Origin of the sequence: Rhizobium sp. BK376 (assembly GCF_004341625.1) — a bacterium.
Lineage (GTDB): Bacteria > Pseudomonadota > Alphaproteobacteria > Rhizobiales > Rhizobiaceae > Rhizobium.
On record NZ_SLZG01000001.1, the window covers coordinates 424,245 to 441,535 of the forward strand.

At 58.8% G+C, this 17,291-nt stretch carries 17 protein-coding genes; 7 read left to right on the forward strand and 10 right to left on the reverse strand.

Translation table 11 applies throughout. The annotated features are described in order from the left end of the window. Positions 1–23 precede the first annotated feature (23 nt). The 4 genes from EV561_RS02190 to EV561_RS02205 all read right to left on the reverse strand — a co-directional run bounded on the left by EV561_RS02190 (position 24) and on the right by EV561_RS02205 (position 2,912). Entirely contained in the window at positions 24–323 is a 300-nt protein-coding gene (locus EV561_RS02190; RefSeq protein ID WP_132517150.1) for an NIPSNAP family protein, read from the reverse strand. Positions 324–472: 149 nt separating this feature from the next. Beyond that, complete coding sequence (locus tag EV561_RS02195) at positions 473–922, reverse strand: Imm50 family immunity protein (protein WP_245512563.1); 450 nt, start codon at positions 920–922, stop codon at positions 473–475. 26 nt (positions 923–948) lie between these two features. After that, a complete protein-coding gene (locus tag EV561_RS02200) occupies positions 949–1,398 on the reverse strand; it encodes a DNA polymerase III subunit chi (protein WP_132517152.1) in 450 nt (149 codons plus the stop codon). Positions 1,399–1,406: 8 nt separating this feature from the next. Continuing rightward, entirely contained in the window at positions 1,407–2,912 is a 1,506-nt protein-coding gene (locus EV561_RS02205) for a leucyl aminopeptidase (RefSeq protein ID WP_132517154.1), read from the reverse strand. A gap of 207 nt (positions 2,913–3,119) precedes the next feature. On the opposite strand from EV561_RS02205, the gene EV561_RS02210 reads away from it, so the two are divergent. The 7 genes from EV561_RS02210 (at position 3,120) to rsmA (ending at position 11,672) form a co-directional block, all read left to right on the forward strand. After that, positions 3,120–3,896 carry a phosphatase PAP2 family protein gene (locus EV561_RS02210; protein WP_132518044.1) on the forward strand — a complete coding sequence of 259 codons (777 nt, stop codon included), beginning with the start codon at positions 3,120–3,122 and terminating at the stop codon, positions 3,894–3,896. A 107-nt stretch (positions 3,897–4,003) separates the two neighbouring features. Further along, positions 4,004–5,173, forward strand: coding sequence for an LptF/LptG family permease (locus tag EV561_RS02215; protein WP_132517156.1), 1,170 nt, complete (start codon positions 4,004–4,006; stop codon positions 5,171–5,173). After that, positions 5,170–6,285 (forward strand): LPS export ABC transporter permease LptG, encoded by a 1,116-nt coding sequence (lptG, locus tag EV561_RS02220; RefSeq protein WP_132517158.1) that lies wholly within the window; start codon positions 5,170–5,172, stop codon positions 6,283–6,285. Before EV561_RS02215 ends, lptG begins: the two co-directional genes overlap by 4 nt. After that, complete coding sequence (locus tag EV561_RS02225; protein ID WP_132517160.1) at positions 6,285–8,657, forward strand: LPS-assembly protein LptD; 2,373 nt, start codon at positions 6,285–6,287, stop codon at positions 8,655–8,657. The genes lptG and EV561_RS02225 overlap by 1 nt, the downstream gene beginning before the upstream one ends. A 206-nt stretch (positions 8,658–8,863) precedes the next feature. After that, entirely contained in the window at positions 8,864–9,811 is a 948-nt protein-coding gene (locus EV561_RS02230; protein ID WP_132517162.1) for a peptidylprolyl isomerase, read from the forward strand. A gap of 8 nt (positions 9,812–9,819) precedes the next feature. Further along, a complete protein-coding gene (pdxA, locus tag EV561_RS02235) occupies positions 9,820–10,845 on the forward strand; it encodes a 4-hydroxythreonine-4-phosphate dehydrogenase PdxA (RefSeq protein ID WP_132517164.1) in 1,026 nt (341 codons plus the stop codon). Continuing rightward, a complete protein-coding gene (rsmA, locus tag EV561_RS02240) occupies positions 10,845–11,672 on the forward strand; it encodes a 16S rRNA (adenine(1518)-N(6)/adenine(1519)-N(6))-dimethyltransferase RsmA (protein WP_132517165.1) in 828 nt (275 codons plus the stop codon). Before pdxA ends, rsmA begins: the two co-directional genes overlap by 1 nt. A 12-nt stretch (positions 11,673–11,684) precedes the next feature. On the opposite strand, the gene gmk is transcribed toward rsmA, so the two are convergent. The 6 genes from gmk to fabG form a co-directional block, all read right to left on the reverse strand. Continuing rightward, a complete protein-coding gene (gene gmk, locus EV561_RS02245) occupies positions 11,685–12,347 on the reverse strand; it encodes a guanylate kinase (RefSeq protein WP_132517167.1) in 663 nt (220 codons plus the stop codon). Between the two features lie 2 nt (positions 12,348–12,349). Further along, complete coding sequence (locus tag EV561_RS02250; protein ID WP_132517169.1) at positions 12,350–13,237, reverse strand: YicC/YloC family endoribonuclease; 888 nt, start codon at positions 13,235–13,237, stop codon at positions 12,350–12,352. Positions 13,238–13,270: 33 nt separating this feature from the next. Further along, a complete protein-coding gene (mltG, locus tag EV561_RS02255; RefSeq protein WP_245512564.1) occupies positions 13,271–14,512 on the reverse strand; it encodes an endolytic transglycosylase MltG in 1,242 nt (413 codons plus the stop codon). 116 nt (positions 14,513–14,628) lie between these two features. Continuing rightward, positions 14,629–15,891, reverse strand: a complete 1,263-nt coding sequence (gene fabF, locus EV561_RS02260) for a beta-ketoacyl-ACP synthase II (RefSeq protein WP_132517173.1) — start codon at positions 15,889–15,891, stop codon at positions 14,629–14,631. 111 nt (positions 15,892–16,002) lie between these two features. Continuing rightward, positions 16,003–16,239 carry an acyl carrier protein gene (locus EV561_RS02265; RefSeq protein WP_003547058.1) on the reverse strand — a complete coding sequence of 79 codons (237 nt, stop codon included), beginning with the start codon at positions 16,237–16,239 and terminating at the stop codon, positions 16,003–16,005. 288 nt (positions 16,240–16,527) lie between these two features. Continuing rightward, on the reverse strand, positions 16,528–17,265 hold the full coding sequence (gene fabG / locus EV561_RS02270) for a 3-oxoacyl-[acyl-carrier-protein] reductase (protein ID WP_132517175.1): 738 nt from the start codon (positions 17,263–17,265) through the stop codon (positions 16,528–16,530). Positions 17,266–17,291: the final 26 nt, after the last annotated feature.

A 17,291-nucleotide genomic window follows, 5' to 3' on the forward strand; every position in this document is an offset into this window, starting at 1 on the left:
CACTTAGCCAGCCATTCATTCACCTAGAATGTCTGCAGAATCTCGTCATGGGTTGAGCCTGCGATAAAGCATTGGCTGGCTTCCCCGAGCATTTGCTGAAACTCGATATCAGTGTTGATTTTCTGATGGTCGCGCTCGTAGGCCTGCAGGTCGTCGTGCTGGGCGTACCAGAATATCCGGGTCGGATTGCCGGCAAGCGCGCGGCTTGCAACTATCTTGATGGCATACTTCTCTTCGATCAGCTTTGCCGCCTTTTTGACGAAGGCAAATGCGTCCGGGACTTTCCCCGGGGCGATCGCTGCACTGCGAATCCATGTGATCATGGAAGCTCCCTTTGGCTCTTGATGAAGACTTTGCGGGGAGGACACTAGGTCAGCCTGCTGTCAGATTTTGTCAGCAGCCTCAGGAGAATGATTGGGCAAAGTTTAAGCTATCTAGCTTCGAGTGCGGATCCCGTATCTGGCGGGCGACGTCAAGGTCGACGCTTGAGATTCGCGTCCTCGGGCTTTCCCCGGACAAATTCCAGCGCCACCGAACCCGCTCGTATGACTCCGTTCAAGCCGTAAATCGGCACGAACTCTATCTCCACGTCGGTATTCAACCATTTTCTCGGGTAATAGATACTACGTTCACACCGCTCCAGCAGGGGACGGATGATCAGGTCGCCGATCACATTCTGGTGGCTGAAATTCTCGAGTTCGAGATCAATGATGTCGTCTATCAACAAGGTCACGACAGCGTGCTTGCCAACCTCGCCATTCCCCATGCCCCAAATGTGAATTGAGATCCGGCTTGTGCTGCGTCTGTTGAGAATGACCTGCGTTATCTCGCCGTCGTGGAATATCGGGATATGGCCGAAATAGGCTGTAAGCTCATCGCCGCCGGGAAAGGCTTTCCAAGCATGTTCGTCCATGCGCTCCATGCCCTGTCGTCCACCTTTTTGAAGCCCTACGCCTTCTTCTCCCAGCGCCCTTCCGGGGTCTGCTGCCAGTAAGTGAGCTTATGCCCCTCGCCTTTCAGCTTCTTCCATTGCGTGCGGGCGCCTTCCAATTGGCCCTGGTCGTAGCCATCAAACATGAAGACCACGCGATCATAGGCCTCGACCGTCGACGCATCGGCGCCGTCGACGAGGAAGCGGACGGTTGCGGCGTTGCGGTTATCGGTGGTGGTCGTCAGCAACACCGGTTGCTCTTCCGGCATGTCGCCTTCGTCGGTCCCGTGCGGCAGAAAGCTGTCCTCGCGAAAGGTCCAGAGATGGGCATCGAGCAGATCGCGTCTTGCCGTCTCTCGCGTCTGGACGGCAACGCGCCAGCCCCGCTCGACGCTCTTGTCGAGCAGCGGCGGCAGCGCGTCTTCCATCTTCGATTCCGTCAGGTGGTAGAAAAGGACCTCGGTCACGCCGCAGCCTACTTCTCGCTTCCCGATTCGTAATTTGCCCGAACCAGTTCATCGAGCAGGCGTACGCCGAAACCGGAGCCCCAGGACTGGTTGATCTCGTCCTGAATGGAACCCATCGCCGTGCCTGCGATATCGAGATGCGCCCAGGGCGTTTCCTGGACGAAGCGCTTGAGGAACTGTGCAGCCGTGATCGAGCCGCCGTTACGGCCGCCGGTATTCTTCATGTCGGCGAACTTGCTGTCGATCAGCTTGTCGTAATCCCGACCGAGCGGCATGCGCCAGAGGCGCTCGTTCGTCGTCAGGCCTGCCGCTATCAGCTGGTTCGCCAACTGGTCGTCGTTGGAAAACAGGCCGGCATGCAGATTGCCGAGAGCGACCATGATCGCGCCCGTCAGCGTGGCGAGGTTGATCATGAATTGCGGCTTGAAGCGGTCGTTGGTGTACCAGAGCGCATCGCTGAGTACGAGGCGACCTTCAGCATCCGTGTTGATGATTTCAATGGTTTGGCCCGACATCGACGTGACGATGTCGCCGGGACGCTGCGCATTGCCATCAGGCATGTTTTCGACAAGGCCGATGACACCGATAGCGTTGACCTTGGCCTGGCGGGCAGCAAGCGTGTGCATCAGGCCGGTCACCGCGGCCGCGCCGCCCATGTCGCCCTTCATGTCTTCCATGCCGGCTGCCGGTTTGATCGAAATACCGCCCGTATCGAAGACAACGCCCTTGCCGATGAAGGCGACCGGCTTGTCCTTTGCCTTGGCGCCCTTCCACTGCATGATCGCCAGGCGCGGCGGGCGAACCGAGCCTTGCGCCACGCCGAGAAGCGCGCCCATACCGAGGCGGCGCATTTCGCGCTCCGTCAAGATTTCCACTTCGACGCCGAGCTTTTCGAGCTCCTTTGCCTTGGCCGCGAATTCGACTGGACCGAGGACATTCGGCGGCTCGTTGACGAGTTCGCGGGCAAGGTTGACGCCCGATGCGATCGCCTCGGAGTCGGAGAAGCTTTTCTTTGCCGCAGAGGCATTCGCAACGACGATCGTCACCTTGACCGATTTTGAACTCGCCTTGTCTTCGTCGTCATTCTTCTTGGTCTTGTAGGTATCGAAGCTATAGGCGCGCAACAGCATGCCCAGAGCGAAATCGGCTGCTGCCTTTCCGCTCGCCTCAGCGCCCGGCGTATCCAGGAAGATTGCGACCTTCTCGACATTCTTTATCCGCGCTGCGGCGGCGCCACCGAGCTTCAGCCAATCATGGGCATTAAGATCGGCCACCTTCCCGCCGCCGATGACAAAGATGCGATCCGCAGGCGAACCTTCCGGCGCGACGATGTCGAGCGCGTTCAGCCCCTTGGCAGAATAGCGGGCAATCCGCGCCGCCTTCGCGAAAACATTTGCCGGATCCGCGATCGCGGCACCCGCCGGCAACTCGTTGTCGATATCTTTCAAGAGAATGGCAAGACCGCCGCTCAGCCGTACTGACTTTGCGAAGGTAATCTCGAATTTTGCTGACATATCTGCTCCGGGGGAAGGCACTGAAAGTAATTGGACCTTATTAGCCTCGATCATTCAGGGTTTCCGCATCGAATACAAGCTGCTGGCGAATCTTTCGACCGGGAAATCCACCGAAGACCTTCAAATCCCTGTCATTTGGAGCTGCTAAAGGAACCCCGAAGCTTGTCTGCTGCGATGCAGCAAGTATCGCTTTTCGACGGAATTACCTTGATCATCAATTTTGAAAGCTCAGAACGAGGGGGGCTTTTACCGACCCTCTTGCGCCCGCAGACGGCTGGAGATGCTTTCATCCTCCTGTTCTGTCTCTGGTGGCTGCTGCTGGCTATTTTCGCCACCTTCCCTGAGATCGATCTGAGCGTCGCAGGGCTTTTCTTCAAACCCGAGCAGTGTCCGGTTGCGGTCAAAAAGATTTGCGGCGATTTCCCCTATGGTGAAGATCCGCATCTGCGTATTCTGCGCGAAGTCTTCTTCCAGCTGCCCTACGTCGTCGCCATTGCCCTTTGCTGGATGCTGTTCGACTGTCTGCAGCATCATGGTGCGACCTTCAATGTCGTGCGTGCCCGCAACCTCAAGATCGCGCTCGGCTCGCTGATCGTAGGGCCGGTGATCATCGTCAATCTCTGGCTCAAGGCGTTTTCCGGTCGCCCCCGCCCGCGGCAGACGGACCTTTTCGGTGGAATGCTCGATTTCGTGCATGCCGGTTCCTTTGCCGGCAAATGCGTGAGCAACTGCTCCTTCATATCCGGAGAGGCGGCCTCAGCGGGCTGGATGTTCTGCCTGATTTTCCTGATTCCGCAGCCGGCCCGCTCGGCTCTTGCGTTGCCGATCGGCGTTGTATCGATCCTCATCCCCGCCCTTCGGGTCGCCTTCGGCGGACATTATCTTTCAGACGCCGTGCTCGGCTGGCTTTCATCGCCCGTCATATTTCTGGCTCTTTTCGCGCTATCCCAAACGACACACAGCAGAAAAATTTCTGAATTTTAACGAAATTTTTTCAATCGGGTTGTCGCAAAAAAATATCAAACATCGTAGAGCAATGAATCTCTGCCGGGCCATCGTGCTGCGGTGGGGCATTGTATCCAAGGGCCGGCATGAAACTACTCGAGATATATATCATTCGGCGTGTCGGCCAAATGTTCCTGGTAGCCCTGCTGCCGGTTCTCGCGATCATCTGGACCACCCAGGTGTTGCAGCGCATCAATCTCGTGACCGATAGCGGTCAGTCGATCGGCTCCTTCGCGAAGCTCGCCACCCTCATCCTGCCGACCATCATTCCGGTCGTGCTGCCCTTTGCCATGGTGATCGGTATCGCTCAGACGCTGACAGCGATGAACAATGATTCGGAGCTGACGGTCATGGAGGCGGCGGGCGCGAATCGCAGCGTGATCATCCGACCGATCATGCTGCTTGCTCTTGCAGTGAGCGTCTTTTCCTTCTTCGTGGACAACATGGTCGAGCCTCGGGCGAAGGTTGCGGCGCGCCAGATGGTGGCTGCCGCCTATGCGGATCTGCTGTCGACCGTTATCGAGGAAAAGAATTTCCGGCGTATCGAAGACGGGCTTTACGTCCAGATATCGCAGCGCCTGTCGGGACGTATCCTCAAGGGCCTTTTCGTCGCGGATTCGCGCGATCCGGCCTCCGATCTCATCTATTATGCCAAGGAAGGTGCGGTCGATCCCTCCGGCACGTCACTGCTGATGAAGGATGGAGAAGTCCACCGCAAGACGCCCGATGGCAACGTTTCCATCGTCAAGTTCGCTTCCTATTCGTTCGATCTTTCGGATATGACGGCAAACAAGGGTCAGGCGACGCTGCGCTCGAGCGACCGTGATCTCGGATTCCTGCTTCACCCTGATCCAAACGATCCGGATTATCGGGCAAAGCCGGGCGGCTATCGGGCCGAACTTCACCGACGCCTCACGGATTGGGCTCTGCCTGCAGTCTTCGCACTCATTTCGCTTGTCATTGCCGGGGACGCGCGTTCGCACCGCGAGGCACGCCTGCATCCGCTGGTCTCGGCGCTAACCATCGCATTCGCGCTGCGTTGGGCGGATTTCTATGCCGCGAACCAGATCGAGAATTCGCCTTTCTATATATTCGTGCTTTACGCACTGAATATCGGGGCAGCCCTCATCGCGATTCTGTTGCTCAGTCGTTCGAAGCGGCAAATGATGCCGGCCACGATCGGCAGCCGCCTTTCCGCCGTCTGGGTTGCGATACAGGGGCGCATGCCGAAGAGATCGAGCGGAGGCGAAGCATGATCTTCGATACGCTCGGCCGCTACTTCTTTATCTTCACTACGCTCGGCCGCTACTTCTTCGTCCGCTATATGCTGACGACCTTCTGGTTCTTCCTCGGCGTCATCTCGATCGTCTTTCTGGTCGACTTCAGCGAAACCGCCGGCCGGCTTGCCGGTCTGCCGGGCTACACGGTAACGGTCGGCCTGGTGATGACAGCGGTGCGGCTTCCGCTTATTCTGCAGCAGACAGTACCGTTCATCGCGCTGTTCGTGGGGATGACGGTGCTGATCGCGCTCAACCGGCGCCTGGAACTGGTCGTGGCGCGCGCGGCCGGCGTTTCAGTCTGGCAGTTCATGACGCCCTTCGTAGGTGGTGCGATCGTTGTTGGCCTATTGACCATGCTGGCGCTCAATCCGGTCGCCGCCTGGGGACAAAGGCAGGCGGAAGCCATCGAGGGAGACCTGCGCGGCGATCCCTCCTACCGCAATACGCTCACTGTTCCGTGGCTTCGCCAGATCAGCGGCAAGGACGACGTGATCATCGGCGCCAAGGCCATCCAGAACAATGGATTAACACTTATCAACCCGGTCTTTATCCACTTTGATTCACAGGGGAACATCGTGCTGCGGCAGGATGCTGCCATGGCAAAATTGGAAGATGGTTACTGGCTTCTTAACAACGTCGTCGAGAGGGCGCCGGGTGAAATCCCGGCTCACAAGACAACGGTACAGGTTCGTACGAATCTGAAACAGGACTTCGTCTCCCAGCGTTTGGTAGATCCGGAAACCATTGCTTTTTATGATCTTTCTAATCGAATTACGATTGCAAAAGATTTCGGCATCTCAACCAAGGCGTTGGAGACACAATTTCACTCGTTGCTGTCGCAGCCATTCCTTCTGGTGGCAATGACGCTGATCGCAGCAACCGTGTCCCTAAAATTCAGTAGATTCAACCAATCACGTTCGGTGATTCTGGGTGGCATCATTTCAGGCTTCGTGCTTTATGTGGTCACCGTGCTTGTAAAGGCATTCGGAAGCAGCGGCGTGGTTCCCCCCTTCGTAGCGACCTGGATACCAGTCATCGTCGCGTTGGCTCTCGGGGCAACGATTCTGCTTCATCAGGAGGACGGCTAGTGGCGGTCAGTAACCGCAAGCGTATTGGCAAAATCGTAGCTGCCCTGCTCTCGGGTGCGGCTGCCTATGTGTTCGTCGTGGCGAGCCCGGTTGTCGTCTATGCACAGGCAAATGACGCGGCGGCAACAACGCCAGGCACGAAAGTTAAGGTTCCTGAAGGATCGAAGCTCGTTCTGTCCTCGAACGAGCTCATCTATAACAAGGATACGCAGATCGTAACGGCGAGCGGCGCCGTGCAGATCAATTACGGCGGCTACCGCATGGTGTCGCAGCGCGTCGAATATAATCAGAAGACCGGCAGGATGACGGCGACAGGCAATGTCGAACTGATCACGCCTGACGGCAACCGCATGTACGGTGACCACATGGATGTCACCGACAATTTCTCGGATGGTTTCGTTGACGCATTGCGTCTGGAAATGCCCGACAATACCCGCCTTGCCGCTGAAAAGGGCGAGCGCGTGGGCGGCACCCAGATGATCCTGACCAAGGGCGTCTATACCGCCTGCCTGCCGTGCTCCGCGGTTGGGCGTGCTCCGCTGTGGCAAGTCAAGGCGCAGCGTGTCGTGCAGGATGGCAAGACGCATACCGTCACCCTGCATCACGCCCGGATGGAGCTTTTCGGCCAGCCGATCGCATATGTCCCGTGGATGCAGGTTCCGGATAATACCGTCAAGCGGAAGTCAGGCTTCCTGTTCCCGAGCTTCGGCATCAACGAAAATCTCGGTTTCAGCGCCTCCGTTCCCTACTATTACGTGATCTCGCCAAGCATGGATGCGACGGTCACCGGCACGTATTATACGAGCCAGGGGTTCCTTCTGCAGGGCGAGGTTCGCAACCGCTTCGAAAACGGCACCCACACGCTGCGTTTCGCTGGGATAGATCAATCGAATCCCAACCAGTTCAACTCGGGCACGACTGACTCGAAGCAGACAACGCGCGGATTTGTAGCGTCCAAGGGCGACTTCAAGATCAATCCGCGCTGGGCGTTCGGCTGGGATGCGATGTTGCAGAGCGACAACGATTTTGCTCGCACCTACAACTTGACCGGCTTCAACCAGAGCACACATACCAACCAGGCCTATTTGACGGGCATTGGCAAGCGTAACTATTTCGACGCGCGGGCCTACTATTTCGACGTGCAGAATGCAGCGACGGACCCGGATCTTTCGGCCGTGACCGCCGAGAAGCAGCAGTCGATCGTCTATCCTGTCATCGACTATCATTATGTCGCGCCGGAATCCGTGGAAGGCGGCGAACTTTCCGCCACCGTGAACTTCACGAACCTGTCCCGCGATACGGCGAGCACGCTCAGTCCGGCAGACTTCAACAACAGATTCCTAGGCTTGTCCGGAACTGACACGCGCCTGACGACGGAAGTGCAGTGGCAGAGAACGTTTACGACTGACGAAGGCTTGCAACTGACACCGTTGCTCGCAGCACGTGGCGACGCGTTTGGCCTTGGTATGGATTCACCGAGTTCGCAGGGTCTATCCTATACGGGTAGCTTCGATGACAACAGCACTGCCACGCGCGGCATGCTGACTGCAGGGCTTGAGGCGAAGTACCCGATCCTCGTTTCGACCAGCAACAGCACGCATGTGTTCGAACCGATCGCGCAGATCTATGCGCGTCCGAACGAACAGCTTGCGGGCGAGCTTCCCAACGAGGATGCGCAGAGCTTCGTCTTCGATGCCACCAATCTGTTCGACCGCGACAAGTTCTCCGGCTACGATCGGGTGGAAGGCGGCACGCGCGCCAATCTCGGTATTCGCTATACCGGCAGCTTCGACAGCGGCTACAAGCTGCAGAGTATTGCCGGTCAGTCTTATCAGGTCGCGGGCATGAATTCCTTTGCGACACCCGATCTGGTCGGTGCCGGGGCGGAATCGGGTCTGGAGACGCGGAGTTCCGACTACGTCGGAATGGTGGGAGTGACGACGCCGCAGGGCATTTCGCTTTCGACCTCCTACCGCCTGGATGAACAAGATCTAAGCTATAAGCGCGGTGATACGGCCGTCAGCTATAGCAATCCGGATTTCCAGAGTTCGCTGGTCTATACTCATATTGCAGCTCAGCCGAACTATGGGTTCCTGGAGAACCAGGACGAAATCCAGGGCAGCGCCAAGTACAAGTTCAAGGACTACTGGTCGATCTTCGGTACGGTTTCGTATGACTTGAACAACGACGAGATAACCCGCGAGGGGGTTGGACTTTCCTACGAGGACGAGTGCACCATTTTCACCCTCGCCTTTATCTCGCGTAAGGACTCAACCAATGAGACGGCGAGCGACTGGTCGGTTGGCGCTCGCATCACCTTCCGTACGCTGGGTGATATCAATTTGGGTGACACTCAGAACACAACGTTCTGATCCAGAGGAGACGACCTAGCGGCTGCCGCCTGGTCGTCTCTTCCGTCGCGCGATTATAATCCACACTGGATGTCATTGTTTCGCCGCAAGGATTGTGCAATTCACGGTCCTTGCTGTAGATGTATGGCTCAAAATCGCCGGTGTCGTTCGACTTAATCCGTAGATGTGACGATGCCCGATACGCGACCTTTGGGAAGGGGTAATTGATGTTTTCTGCAAGGACACCGATGCGCGCCATGGTGATTGGAGCCGCCGTATTGGCGATGGCGGCAATTGCAGTGCCGCAGGCCTACGCGGCGACCGGTGGCGGTGGCAGCGAAGTGAAGGCTGTCGTCAACAACACCGCGATTACCAGCGGCGACGTCGCCAAGCGCGTCAACTTCCTGAAGCTGCAGCACCAGAAGGGCGATCTTGGCAAGCTTGCGGTACAGCAGCTCGTCGATGAAACGCTGAAGCGCCAGGAAATAACGCGTGTCCACATGTCTGTCAGCACGCAGGATGTCGATGCAGCCTTCGGCCGTTTCGCCACGAGCAACAAGATGTCCACCGAACAGCTTGGCCAGATTTTGGACAAGATGGGCGTCGGCGTCGACCATTTCAAATCCTATATCGCCGTTTCCATGAGTTGGTCCCGTGTTATCAATGCGCGCTACGGATCGGCCAAGATGTCGAACGACGACCTCGTCAAGCGCATGACCGAGAACAAGGAAAAGCCTGCGACGACGGAATATTTCCTGAAGCAGGTCATCTTCGTCATCCCGGCGGCCAAGAGGAATGCGATCACCGCGCAACGAAAAGCCGAAGCAGAAGCGTCGCGCGCGAAATTCCCCGGCTGCGACCAGGCCAAGGTCTTTGCTGCCACCATGCATGATGTCTCCGTTCGAGACCTCGGTCGTGTGCTGGCGCCCGAGCTGCCGGACGGCTGGAAGCCGCTGATCGAAAAGGCGTCGGGCAATACGACACCGACGCTGGTCACCGATCGCGGCGTCGAGTACCTCGCCATCTGCTCACAGCGGCAGGTCAATGACGACGTTGCAGCTGCCGCAGTCTTCCGCGCCGAGGATATCGGCAAGGGCGGCGATCAGGCGGTCAGCGCCAACGACAAGAAGTATATGGACGAACTGCGCTCCAAGGCCCAGATCCTCTATCGCTGATCGAGTTCATGTCGTCGCTCTTTTCGCGCCCCCTCGCCCTCACTCAGGGCGATCCCGCCGGCATAGGTCCGGACATCACGCTTGTGGCATGGACACGGCGTACGGAGCTTGGATTACCGCCCTTTCTTTTCATCGGCGACCCAAAAGTCCTTGAGAGCAGGATGCGGCAGCTCGGCTTGACCGTGCCTCTGCGTGATGCGGACGCCGCGACCGCTTGCAGCGCCTTTGCCAGCGCCCTGCCCGTGCTCCCCATTGCATCAGGCGTGGATGTCGTTGCCGGCGAACCGCATATGGCAACAGCCAAGGGAACGATTGCTGCGATCGAGACAGCTGTTTCCCTCAGCATGGCGGGCGAGGCGCTAGGGGTCGTGACCAATCCGATCGCGAAATCGGTTCTTTACGAAGCGGGTTTCGGCTTCCCGGGACATACGGAATTTCTGGCCGATCTTGCGATGCGGGCAACAGGAAAGCCCGTCATGCCGGTCATGCTTTTGGCCGGGCCGAAGCTTCGGGCGATCCCCGTCACCATCCATATCCCGCTGAAGGACGTTCCGGGTGCTCTGACGACCGATCTTATCGTCGAGACGTGCCGGATCACCTATGCGGACCTCAAGGCGCGCTTCGGCATTGCCCACCCCAGACTTGCGGTCGCCGGGCTCAATCCTCATGCGGGAGAGAACGGGGCGCTCGGTAAAGAAGACGATGCGATCATCCTGCCGGCGATCCAGACATTGCGGGCGGAGGGCATCGACGCTTTCGGTCCGCTGCCGGCCGACACGATGTTTCACGACGACGCCCGCCGCAGATACGATGTGGCGATCTGCATGTATCACGACCAGGCGCTTATTCCCGCCAAGGCTTTGGGCTTCGATGATTCCGTTAATGTAACACTGGGTCTGCCCTTCGTTCGCACGTCGCCAGATCACGGCACCGCATTCGGTATCGCCGGCAAAGGCGTTGCCAAAGAGCACAGCCTCGTCGCTGCGCTCAAGCTTGCGGCCGAGATCAGCCGCGCATCCGGAAGCCGTCTCTGATGGCAGCACTTGACGGCCTTCCGCCGCTGCGTGACGTCATCCAGCGTTACGGTCTGGATGCTCGAAAGGCGCTCGGCCAGAATTTCCTTCTCGATCTGAACCTGACGCAGAAGGTCGCCCGACAGGCCGGACCGCTCGAAGGCGTCACCGTTTTCGAGGTCGGGCCTGGCCCCGGCGGGCTGACCCGTGCAATCCTGGCGCTCGGCGCCAAGAAGGTCATCGCCGTTGAGCGGGACTCGCGCTGCTTACCGGCTCTGGCGGAGATCGCGGACCATTATCCCGGCAGGCTCGAGGTCATCGAAGGCGATGCGCTGAAGACCGATTTTGCCACGCTCGCTGCAGGCGAGCCGGTGCGCATTATCGCCAATCTTCCCTATAATGTCGGGACGCAACTGCTGGTCAACTGGCTCCTGCCACCGCAATGGCCGCCGTTCTGGCAATCGCTGACCCTGATGTTCCAGAAGGAAGTGGGCCAGCGCATCGTCGCTCGCGAGGATGACGATCATTATGGCCGTCTCGGCGTGCTCTGCGGCTGGCGAACGGAGGCCCACATGACCTTCGACATCTCGCCCCAGGCCTTCACGCCGCCGCCAAAGGTGACCTCGACCGTCGTGCACCTCACGCCGAAGGCAAATCCCATCCCCTGCCCGGTCGCCAAGCTGGAAAAGGTGACAGAAGCTGCGTTCGGCCAGCGGCGCAAGATGCTGCGCCAAAGCCTGAAATCGATTGGCGGCGAAGCTTTGCTTGTCAAAGCCGATATCGATCCGACGCGACGCGCCGAGACGCTGTCGATCGAGGAATTCTGCCGTCTGGCGAACTTCCTTTAAAGCTGGGCGATTTTAGAGCTTCGGCTCTTCTTCCAGCAGCCCGCGAACGAAATAGAACATGCCATGGCGGCGGTCACGACGCAGGCGCTCGGCGCGGACAATGGACTGCACCGCTTCGAAGGCAGCATTCAGATCGTCGTTGACGATGACGTAGTCGTATTCTCGCCAATGCTCGATTTCCGATCGCGAATTGGCAAGGCGCGTCTGGATGACAGCTTCGGAGTCCTCCGCGCGGCGATGCAATCGAGATTGCAGTTCGGTCATAGTCGGCGGCAGTATGAAGACCGAGACGACGTCGGCCGACATCTTTTCCTGAAGCTGCTGGGCGCCCTGCCAATCGATATCGAACAGCATGTCGCGGCCATCGGCCATCGCCGTTTCGACAGGCTCGCGCGGCGTTCCATAGAAATTTCCATGGACTTCTGCCCATTCGAGCAAAGCGTCGGAATCGCGCATCCGTTCGAATTCGCGCACGCTCTTGAAATGATAATGAATGTCCTCGATTTCGCTCGGACGGCGCTGGCGCGTGGTGACGCTGACGGACAGGCTGATCTGCTTGTCCGTTTCCAGCAGAGTACGGGCGATCGTCGACTTGCCGGCACCCGATGGCGATGAAATGACAAGCATCAACCCTCGACGGGCGATCTGAGTACGCGAGGTTGATACCGGCTTCATACCTACTCCAAATTCTGAACCTGCTCACGAAACTGGTCGATAACGACCTTGAGATCGATGCCTGCAGTTGTGACGGCGGCAGAGTTCGATTTCGAGCAGATTGTATTCGATTCCCGGTTAAATTCCTGTGCAAGGAAATCAAGCTTGCGGCCGACGGGGCCACCCTTTGCAAGCAACTCGCGGGCGGCCGCAATGTGGCCTTTCAGGCGGTCGATTTCCTCGCGCAGATCAGCCTTGGTGGCCAACAGGGCCACCTCGGCATGCAGGCGTTCGCGGTCGAGGCCGGATGCGCCATCCAGAAGCACGGCCACCTGGGCGACCAGTCTCGAAGCGATCTCGGATGGAGAGCGCGAAGGATCGCGCTCCACGGTCGCAGTCAACGTCTCGATGGTCTCGACATGACCAAGCAGCACCTGACCGAGCGCCCGGCCCTCATGCTGGCGCATGGTCCGCAAATCGTAGAGGGCGCCTTCGAGGCCAGCCATGATATCCGCGTCTCGTGCTGCAGCCGCCTCTTCGCCCTCTTCCGTCTCGCGGAATTCGACAATGCCGCGGATCGACAGAAGCGTGTCCAGCTTCAACGGAGCCGGGTCGATAACGCCCGCGAGTTGCTCGCGTACCGCCATGACGGCAGAGAGGGCCTGCTGGTTCAGAACAGCCTCGAAACGGCTCTCATCGGCGGACAGGGAGAGGGAAGCCTGGAGATTGCCACGCGCGAATTGTTCAGCGATCAGTCGGCGAATATCGGTTTCCAGCCGGTCTACGCCGGGCGGCAACCGCAGCCGCAGGTCAAGGCCCTTGCCGTTGACCGATCGCAACTCCCATGCCCAGCGATAACGCCCGCTTGTGCCTTCGCGCCGCGCAAAACCGGTCATGGACTGCAGTGCCATCCGAGCCTCCGTTAAATGCTATGAGGTCAAGTCTCAATTCGTCTTCTTCCTGGGCTGTGCCCCGCCGCCGCTCGCACCCGCAGCGCTGCTGGCGTCATCGGGCTGGCCGTCGACCGCGATCGCGCTCGGGTCCTGGCCCTTCTCCGCCAGTATCTTACGCCACCGCTTCACGTTCGCATTGTGCTCTTCGAGCGTCGCGGCGAAGACATGGCCGCCCGAGCCGTCAGCCACGAAATAGAGATCCTGCGACTTCCAGGGGTTGGCGACGGCCTCGAGCGCATCCTTGCCTGGATTGGCGATCGGCGTCGGCGGCAGACCCTTTATGATGTAGGTATTGTAAGGCGTCTCTTTCTTGAGATCCGACTGGTAGATCGGGCGATCGGTCGGCTTGCCGTCACCACCGAACAGGCCGTAGATGATCGTCGGATCGGATTGCAGACGCATGTTCTTGCCAAGACGATTGAGGAAAACGGACGCGACATGAGCGCGCTCGTCGGCAAGTCCGGTCTCCTTCTCCACGATCGACGCAAGGGTCACGAAATCCTGCTTGTTGGCGATCGGAAGATTCTGATCACGCTTCTCCCAGATCTCGTCGACGAGCTTCTGCTGGGCCGCCTGCATCTGGTCGACGATTTCCGACCGCTTCGTTCCGCGCGAGAACTTGTAAGTGTCCGGCCTGAGGCTGCCTTCCGGAGGCAGCGCCGAGGGCAGATCGCCTTCGAGGACCGGATCGGCCTGCAGCTTGTTAAACATCTGGCGAACCGTCAGTCCTTCCGGCAGCGAGACCGAGTAGAGGATCGACTTGCCTGATTTCAGCAGTTCCATGATATCGCGCATGGAAGCGCCAGCCTTGATCTCATATTCGCCTGATTTCAGCGTCTCGCCGTCGTGCAGATGTGTGGCGGTCAGGTAGCGGAAGACACGCGCATCGGAGATGATGTTGCTCGCTTCCAGACGGGAGGAGATCTCGCTGATACCCGCACCATTGCGGACGATGAAATTGGTATTCGTCGTCAACGGGCCGGCCGCCTGATAGACCGAAAGGGCATAGTAGGTGCCGGCAATCGCCAATGCGAAGGCGAAGACGACCAGCGTCATGAGGAAGTTCAGGAAAATGACGGTCTGGCTGCGTGCCTTCCGGGAGCGCTTCGGAGGCTCGGGGACACGTTCAGGGCGCAAAGCTTCGCTGGCCGATTTTGGAATGATCGGCCCTTTCTGCCCCGTCTGGCCTTCGTGGCCGTTCGGGGCGCCGCCGCCCTGGTTCGTATCGCTCACCAGCAATCCCTTCTTTTTGTCATTGCCTGCTCTTTGGCCAAGCAATGCGGCAAAAACAGGTTCAGGAGACATGGAGGCCCCGTTAGCCTCCATCTCGAGCCGATCAGGACCTGTCGTTATGCCTCATAGCGACGCAGCACAAGTGACGCATTGGTGCCGCCGAATCCGAACGAGTTGGACAGCGCTACGTTTATTTCTCGCTCACGAGCCTTGTGCGGGACAAGATCGATCGCCGATTCCCGTTCGGGATTGTCGAGGTTGAGTGTCGGCGGCGCAATATTATCGCGGATTGCCAGCGTCGCAAAGATCGCCTCGATTGCACCGGCGGCCCCCAGCAGATGGCCGGTGGCCGACTTGGTGGAAGACATGGAGATGCGCGAGGCGGCATTGCCGACGAGGCGCTCAACCGCGCCGAGCTCGATCGTATCGGCCATGGTCGAGGTGCCATGGGCATTGATATAGTCGATGTCGCCCGGCGTGATGCCGGCACGCTTCAGAGCCGAGGTCATGCAGCGGAAGGCGCCCTCGCCGTCTTCCGACGGAGCGGTGATGTGATAGGCGTCGCCGGACAGGCCGTAGCCAACGACTTCGGCATAGATCTTGGCGCCACGCGCCTTGGCATGTTCCAGTTCTTCGAGCACCACGATGCCCGCACCTTCGCCCATGACAAAGCCGTCGCGGTCGCGATCATAGGGTCGCGATGCCTTCTGCGGATCATCGTTATGCTGGGTAGAAAGCGCCTTGCAGGCGGCAAAACCGGCCAGCGAAATACGGCAGACAGGCGCTTCAGCGCCGCCGGCCACCATGACATCGGCATCGCCGAGCATGATCAGCCGTGCTGCGTCGCCGATCGCATGGGCGCCAGTCGAGCAAGCGGTGACGACGGCGTGGTTCGGGCCACGCAGCTTGTGACGGATCGAAACCTGGCCGGATACGAGATTGATCAGGCGACCGGGAATGAAGAAGGGAGAAATGCGGCGAGGACCCTTGTCGCGAAGCGTATAGCCCGCCTCGACAATGCCTTCGAGACCGCCGATGCCGGAGCCGATCATGACGCCCGTCGCAATCTGATCTTCGTCGGTGGCAGGGTGCCAGTTCGCATCGGCCAGCGCCATGTCGGCAGCGGCCATGCCATAGATGATGAAGGGATCGACCTTGCGTTGCTCCTTCGGCTCCATCCAGTCATCGACATTGAATGTGCCGTCGGTACCATCGCCAACGGGAATGCGGCAGGCGATTTTGGCGGGGAGATCCTCGACCTCGAATTCGGTGACAAGACGCGCGCCGTTGTGGCCAGCGATCAGCCGTGACCAGGACACTTCAGTGCCGCAACCCAATGGCGATACCATGCCGGTACCAGTGATAACGACACGTCTCATCGACTGCGGGCCCCCGTCTTTTTCTTCATGTCATGCGTCGCAAAATACATCCGGCACCCCCGGACGAAAAAGGGCGGACTCCCGGAGCCCGCCCTTTTCAACCACAAGCGATTAAGCCTGGGCCTTTTCAATGAACTTTACAGCGTCGCCAACCGTCAGGATGGAGTCGGCAGCGTCGTCCGGAATTTCTACGCCAAATTCTTCTTCGAAAGCCATGACGAGTTCAACGGTGTCGAGCGAGTCCGCACCGAGGTCATCAATGAAGCTGGCGCTTTCAACAACCTTGTCGGCATCGACGCCAAGATGATCAATAACAATTTTCTTCACGCGTTCTGCGATATCGCTCATGTCGGTTTTCCTCGACCTTATATCCTAATCAGAATGCCGTATGACATCCCTACCCTGTTTCAACCTGCGGCGCCTAAGCACCGCCGCTGGCAAACTCGTTCAACCCGGCTTTCATATCCGGACCAGCCATTGAAAAACCGGCCGATCCGTCTGCATCATTCGGGCGACTGTTCACAGTCATGGCCCGCTTAACACGGTTTAAGTCTGTCGCAAAGCCAGAAAATCAAACGTGTTGCGTTGCTCAACATGCTATTGGAACGAAAAAACCTCCCAACAGCCAATTCCTTTTTAGATCATAGCCATGCCGCCGTTGACGTGCAGAGTCTGGCCCGTCACGTAGGCTGCTTCAGACGAGGCGAGATAGGCGACAGCCGAGGCGATTTCGCCGCCGGTTCCCATCCGCTTCATCGGGATGGCGCCCATGATCGCTTCCTTCTGCTTGTCGTTCAGCTTGCCTGTCATCGCGCTTTCGATAAAGCCCGGCGCCACGCAGTTGACGGTCACGTTGCGCGTTGCGATTTCCTGCGCCAGTGACTTGGTGAAGCCGATCATACCTGCCTTGGAGGCACAGTAGTTTGCCTGGCCCGGATTGCCGGTTACCGCAACGACTGACGTGATGTTGATGATACGGCCGTAACGGCGGCGCATCATCGGATGCGTCAGCTCGCGCGTCAGGCGGAAGGTCGAGGTCAGGTTGACTTCCAGCACGGCGTCCCAATCCTCGTCGCTCATGCGCACGAAGAGACCGTCCTTGGTGATGCCGGCATTGTTGACGAGGATGTCGACGCCTTCCAGCTCTTCCTCGGCCTTGGCGCCCAGCGCCTTGACTTCGGCGCGGTCCGACAGGTTGGCCGGAAAGATCTTGACGCGATCGCCCAGCTCGCCTGCCAGTGCCTCCAGCTTTTCGACGCGCGTGCCATGCAGGCCGACGATCGCGCCTTGGCGATGCAAGAGCCGGGCGATCTCTTCGCCGATCCCGCCGGATGCGCCGGTTACCAGGGCCTTGCGGCCGCTCAAGTCAAACATCGTGTTGTCCCTCTTTTTCGAGTTTC

Excerpts from the sequence above, each read along its gene's own strand:
- EV561_RS02190 (WP_132517150.1), bottom strand. The coding sequence starts at position 323 with ATGATCACATGGATTCGCAGTGCAGCGATCGCCCCGGGGAAAGTCCCG.
- EV561_RS02195 (WP_245512563.1), bottom strand. The coding sequence starts at position 922 with ATGGAGCGCATGGACGAACATGCTTGGAAAGCCTTTCCCGGCGGCGAT.
- EV561_RS02205 (WP_132517154.1), bottom strand. The coding sequence starts at position 2,912 with ATGTCAGCAAAATTCGAGATTACCTTCGCAAAGTCAGTACGGCTGAGC.
- EV561_RS02215 (WP_132517156.1), top strand. The coding sequence starts at position 4,004 with ATGAAACTACTCGAGATATATATCATTCGGCGTGTCGGCCAAATGTTC.
- lptG (WP_132517158.1), top strand. The coding sequence starts at position 5,170 with ATGATCTTCGATACGCTCGGCCGCTACTTCTTTATCTTCACTACGCTC.
- EV561_RS02230 (WP_132517162.1), top strand. The coding sequence starts at position 8,864 with ATGTTTTCTGCAAGGACACCGATGCGCGCCATGGTGATTGGAGCCGCC.
- pdxA (WP_132517164.1), top strand. The coding sequence starts at position 9,820 with ATGTCGTCGCTCTTTTCGCGCCCCCTCGCCCTCACTCAGGGCGATCCC.
- rsmA (WP_132517165.1), top strand. The coding sequence starts at position 10,845 with ATGGCAGCACTTGACGGCCTTCCGCCGCTGCGTGACGTCATCCAGCGT.
- gmk (WP_132517167.1), bottom strand. The coding sequence starts at position 12,347 with ATGAAGCCGGTATCAACCTCGCGTACTCAGATCGCCCGTCGAGGGTTG.
- EV561_RS02250 (WP_132517169.1), bottom strand. The coding sequence starts at position 13,237 with ATGGCACTGCAGTCCATGACCGGTTTTGCGCGGCGCGAAGGCACAAGC.
- fabF (WP_132517173.1), bottom strand. The coding sequence starts at position 15,891 with ATGAGACGTGTCGTTATCACTGGTACCGGCATGGTATCGCCATTGGGT.
- EV561_RS02265 (WP_003547058.1), bottom strand. The coding sequence starts at position 16,239 with ATGAGCGATATCGCAGAACGCGTGAAGAAAATTGTTATTGATCATCTT.
- fabG (WP_132517175.1), bottom strand. The coding sequence starts at position 17,265 with ATGTTTGACTTGAGCGGCCGCAAGGCCCTGGTAACCGGCGCATCCGGC.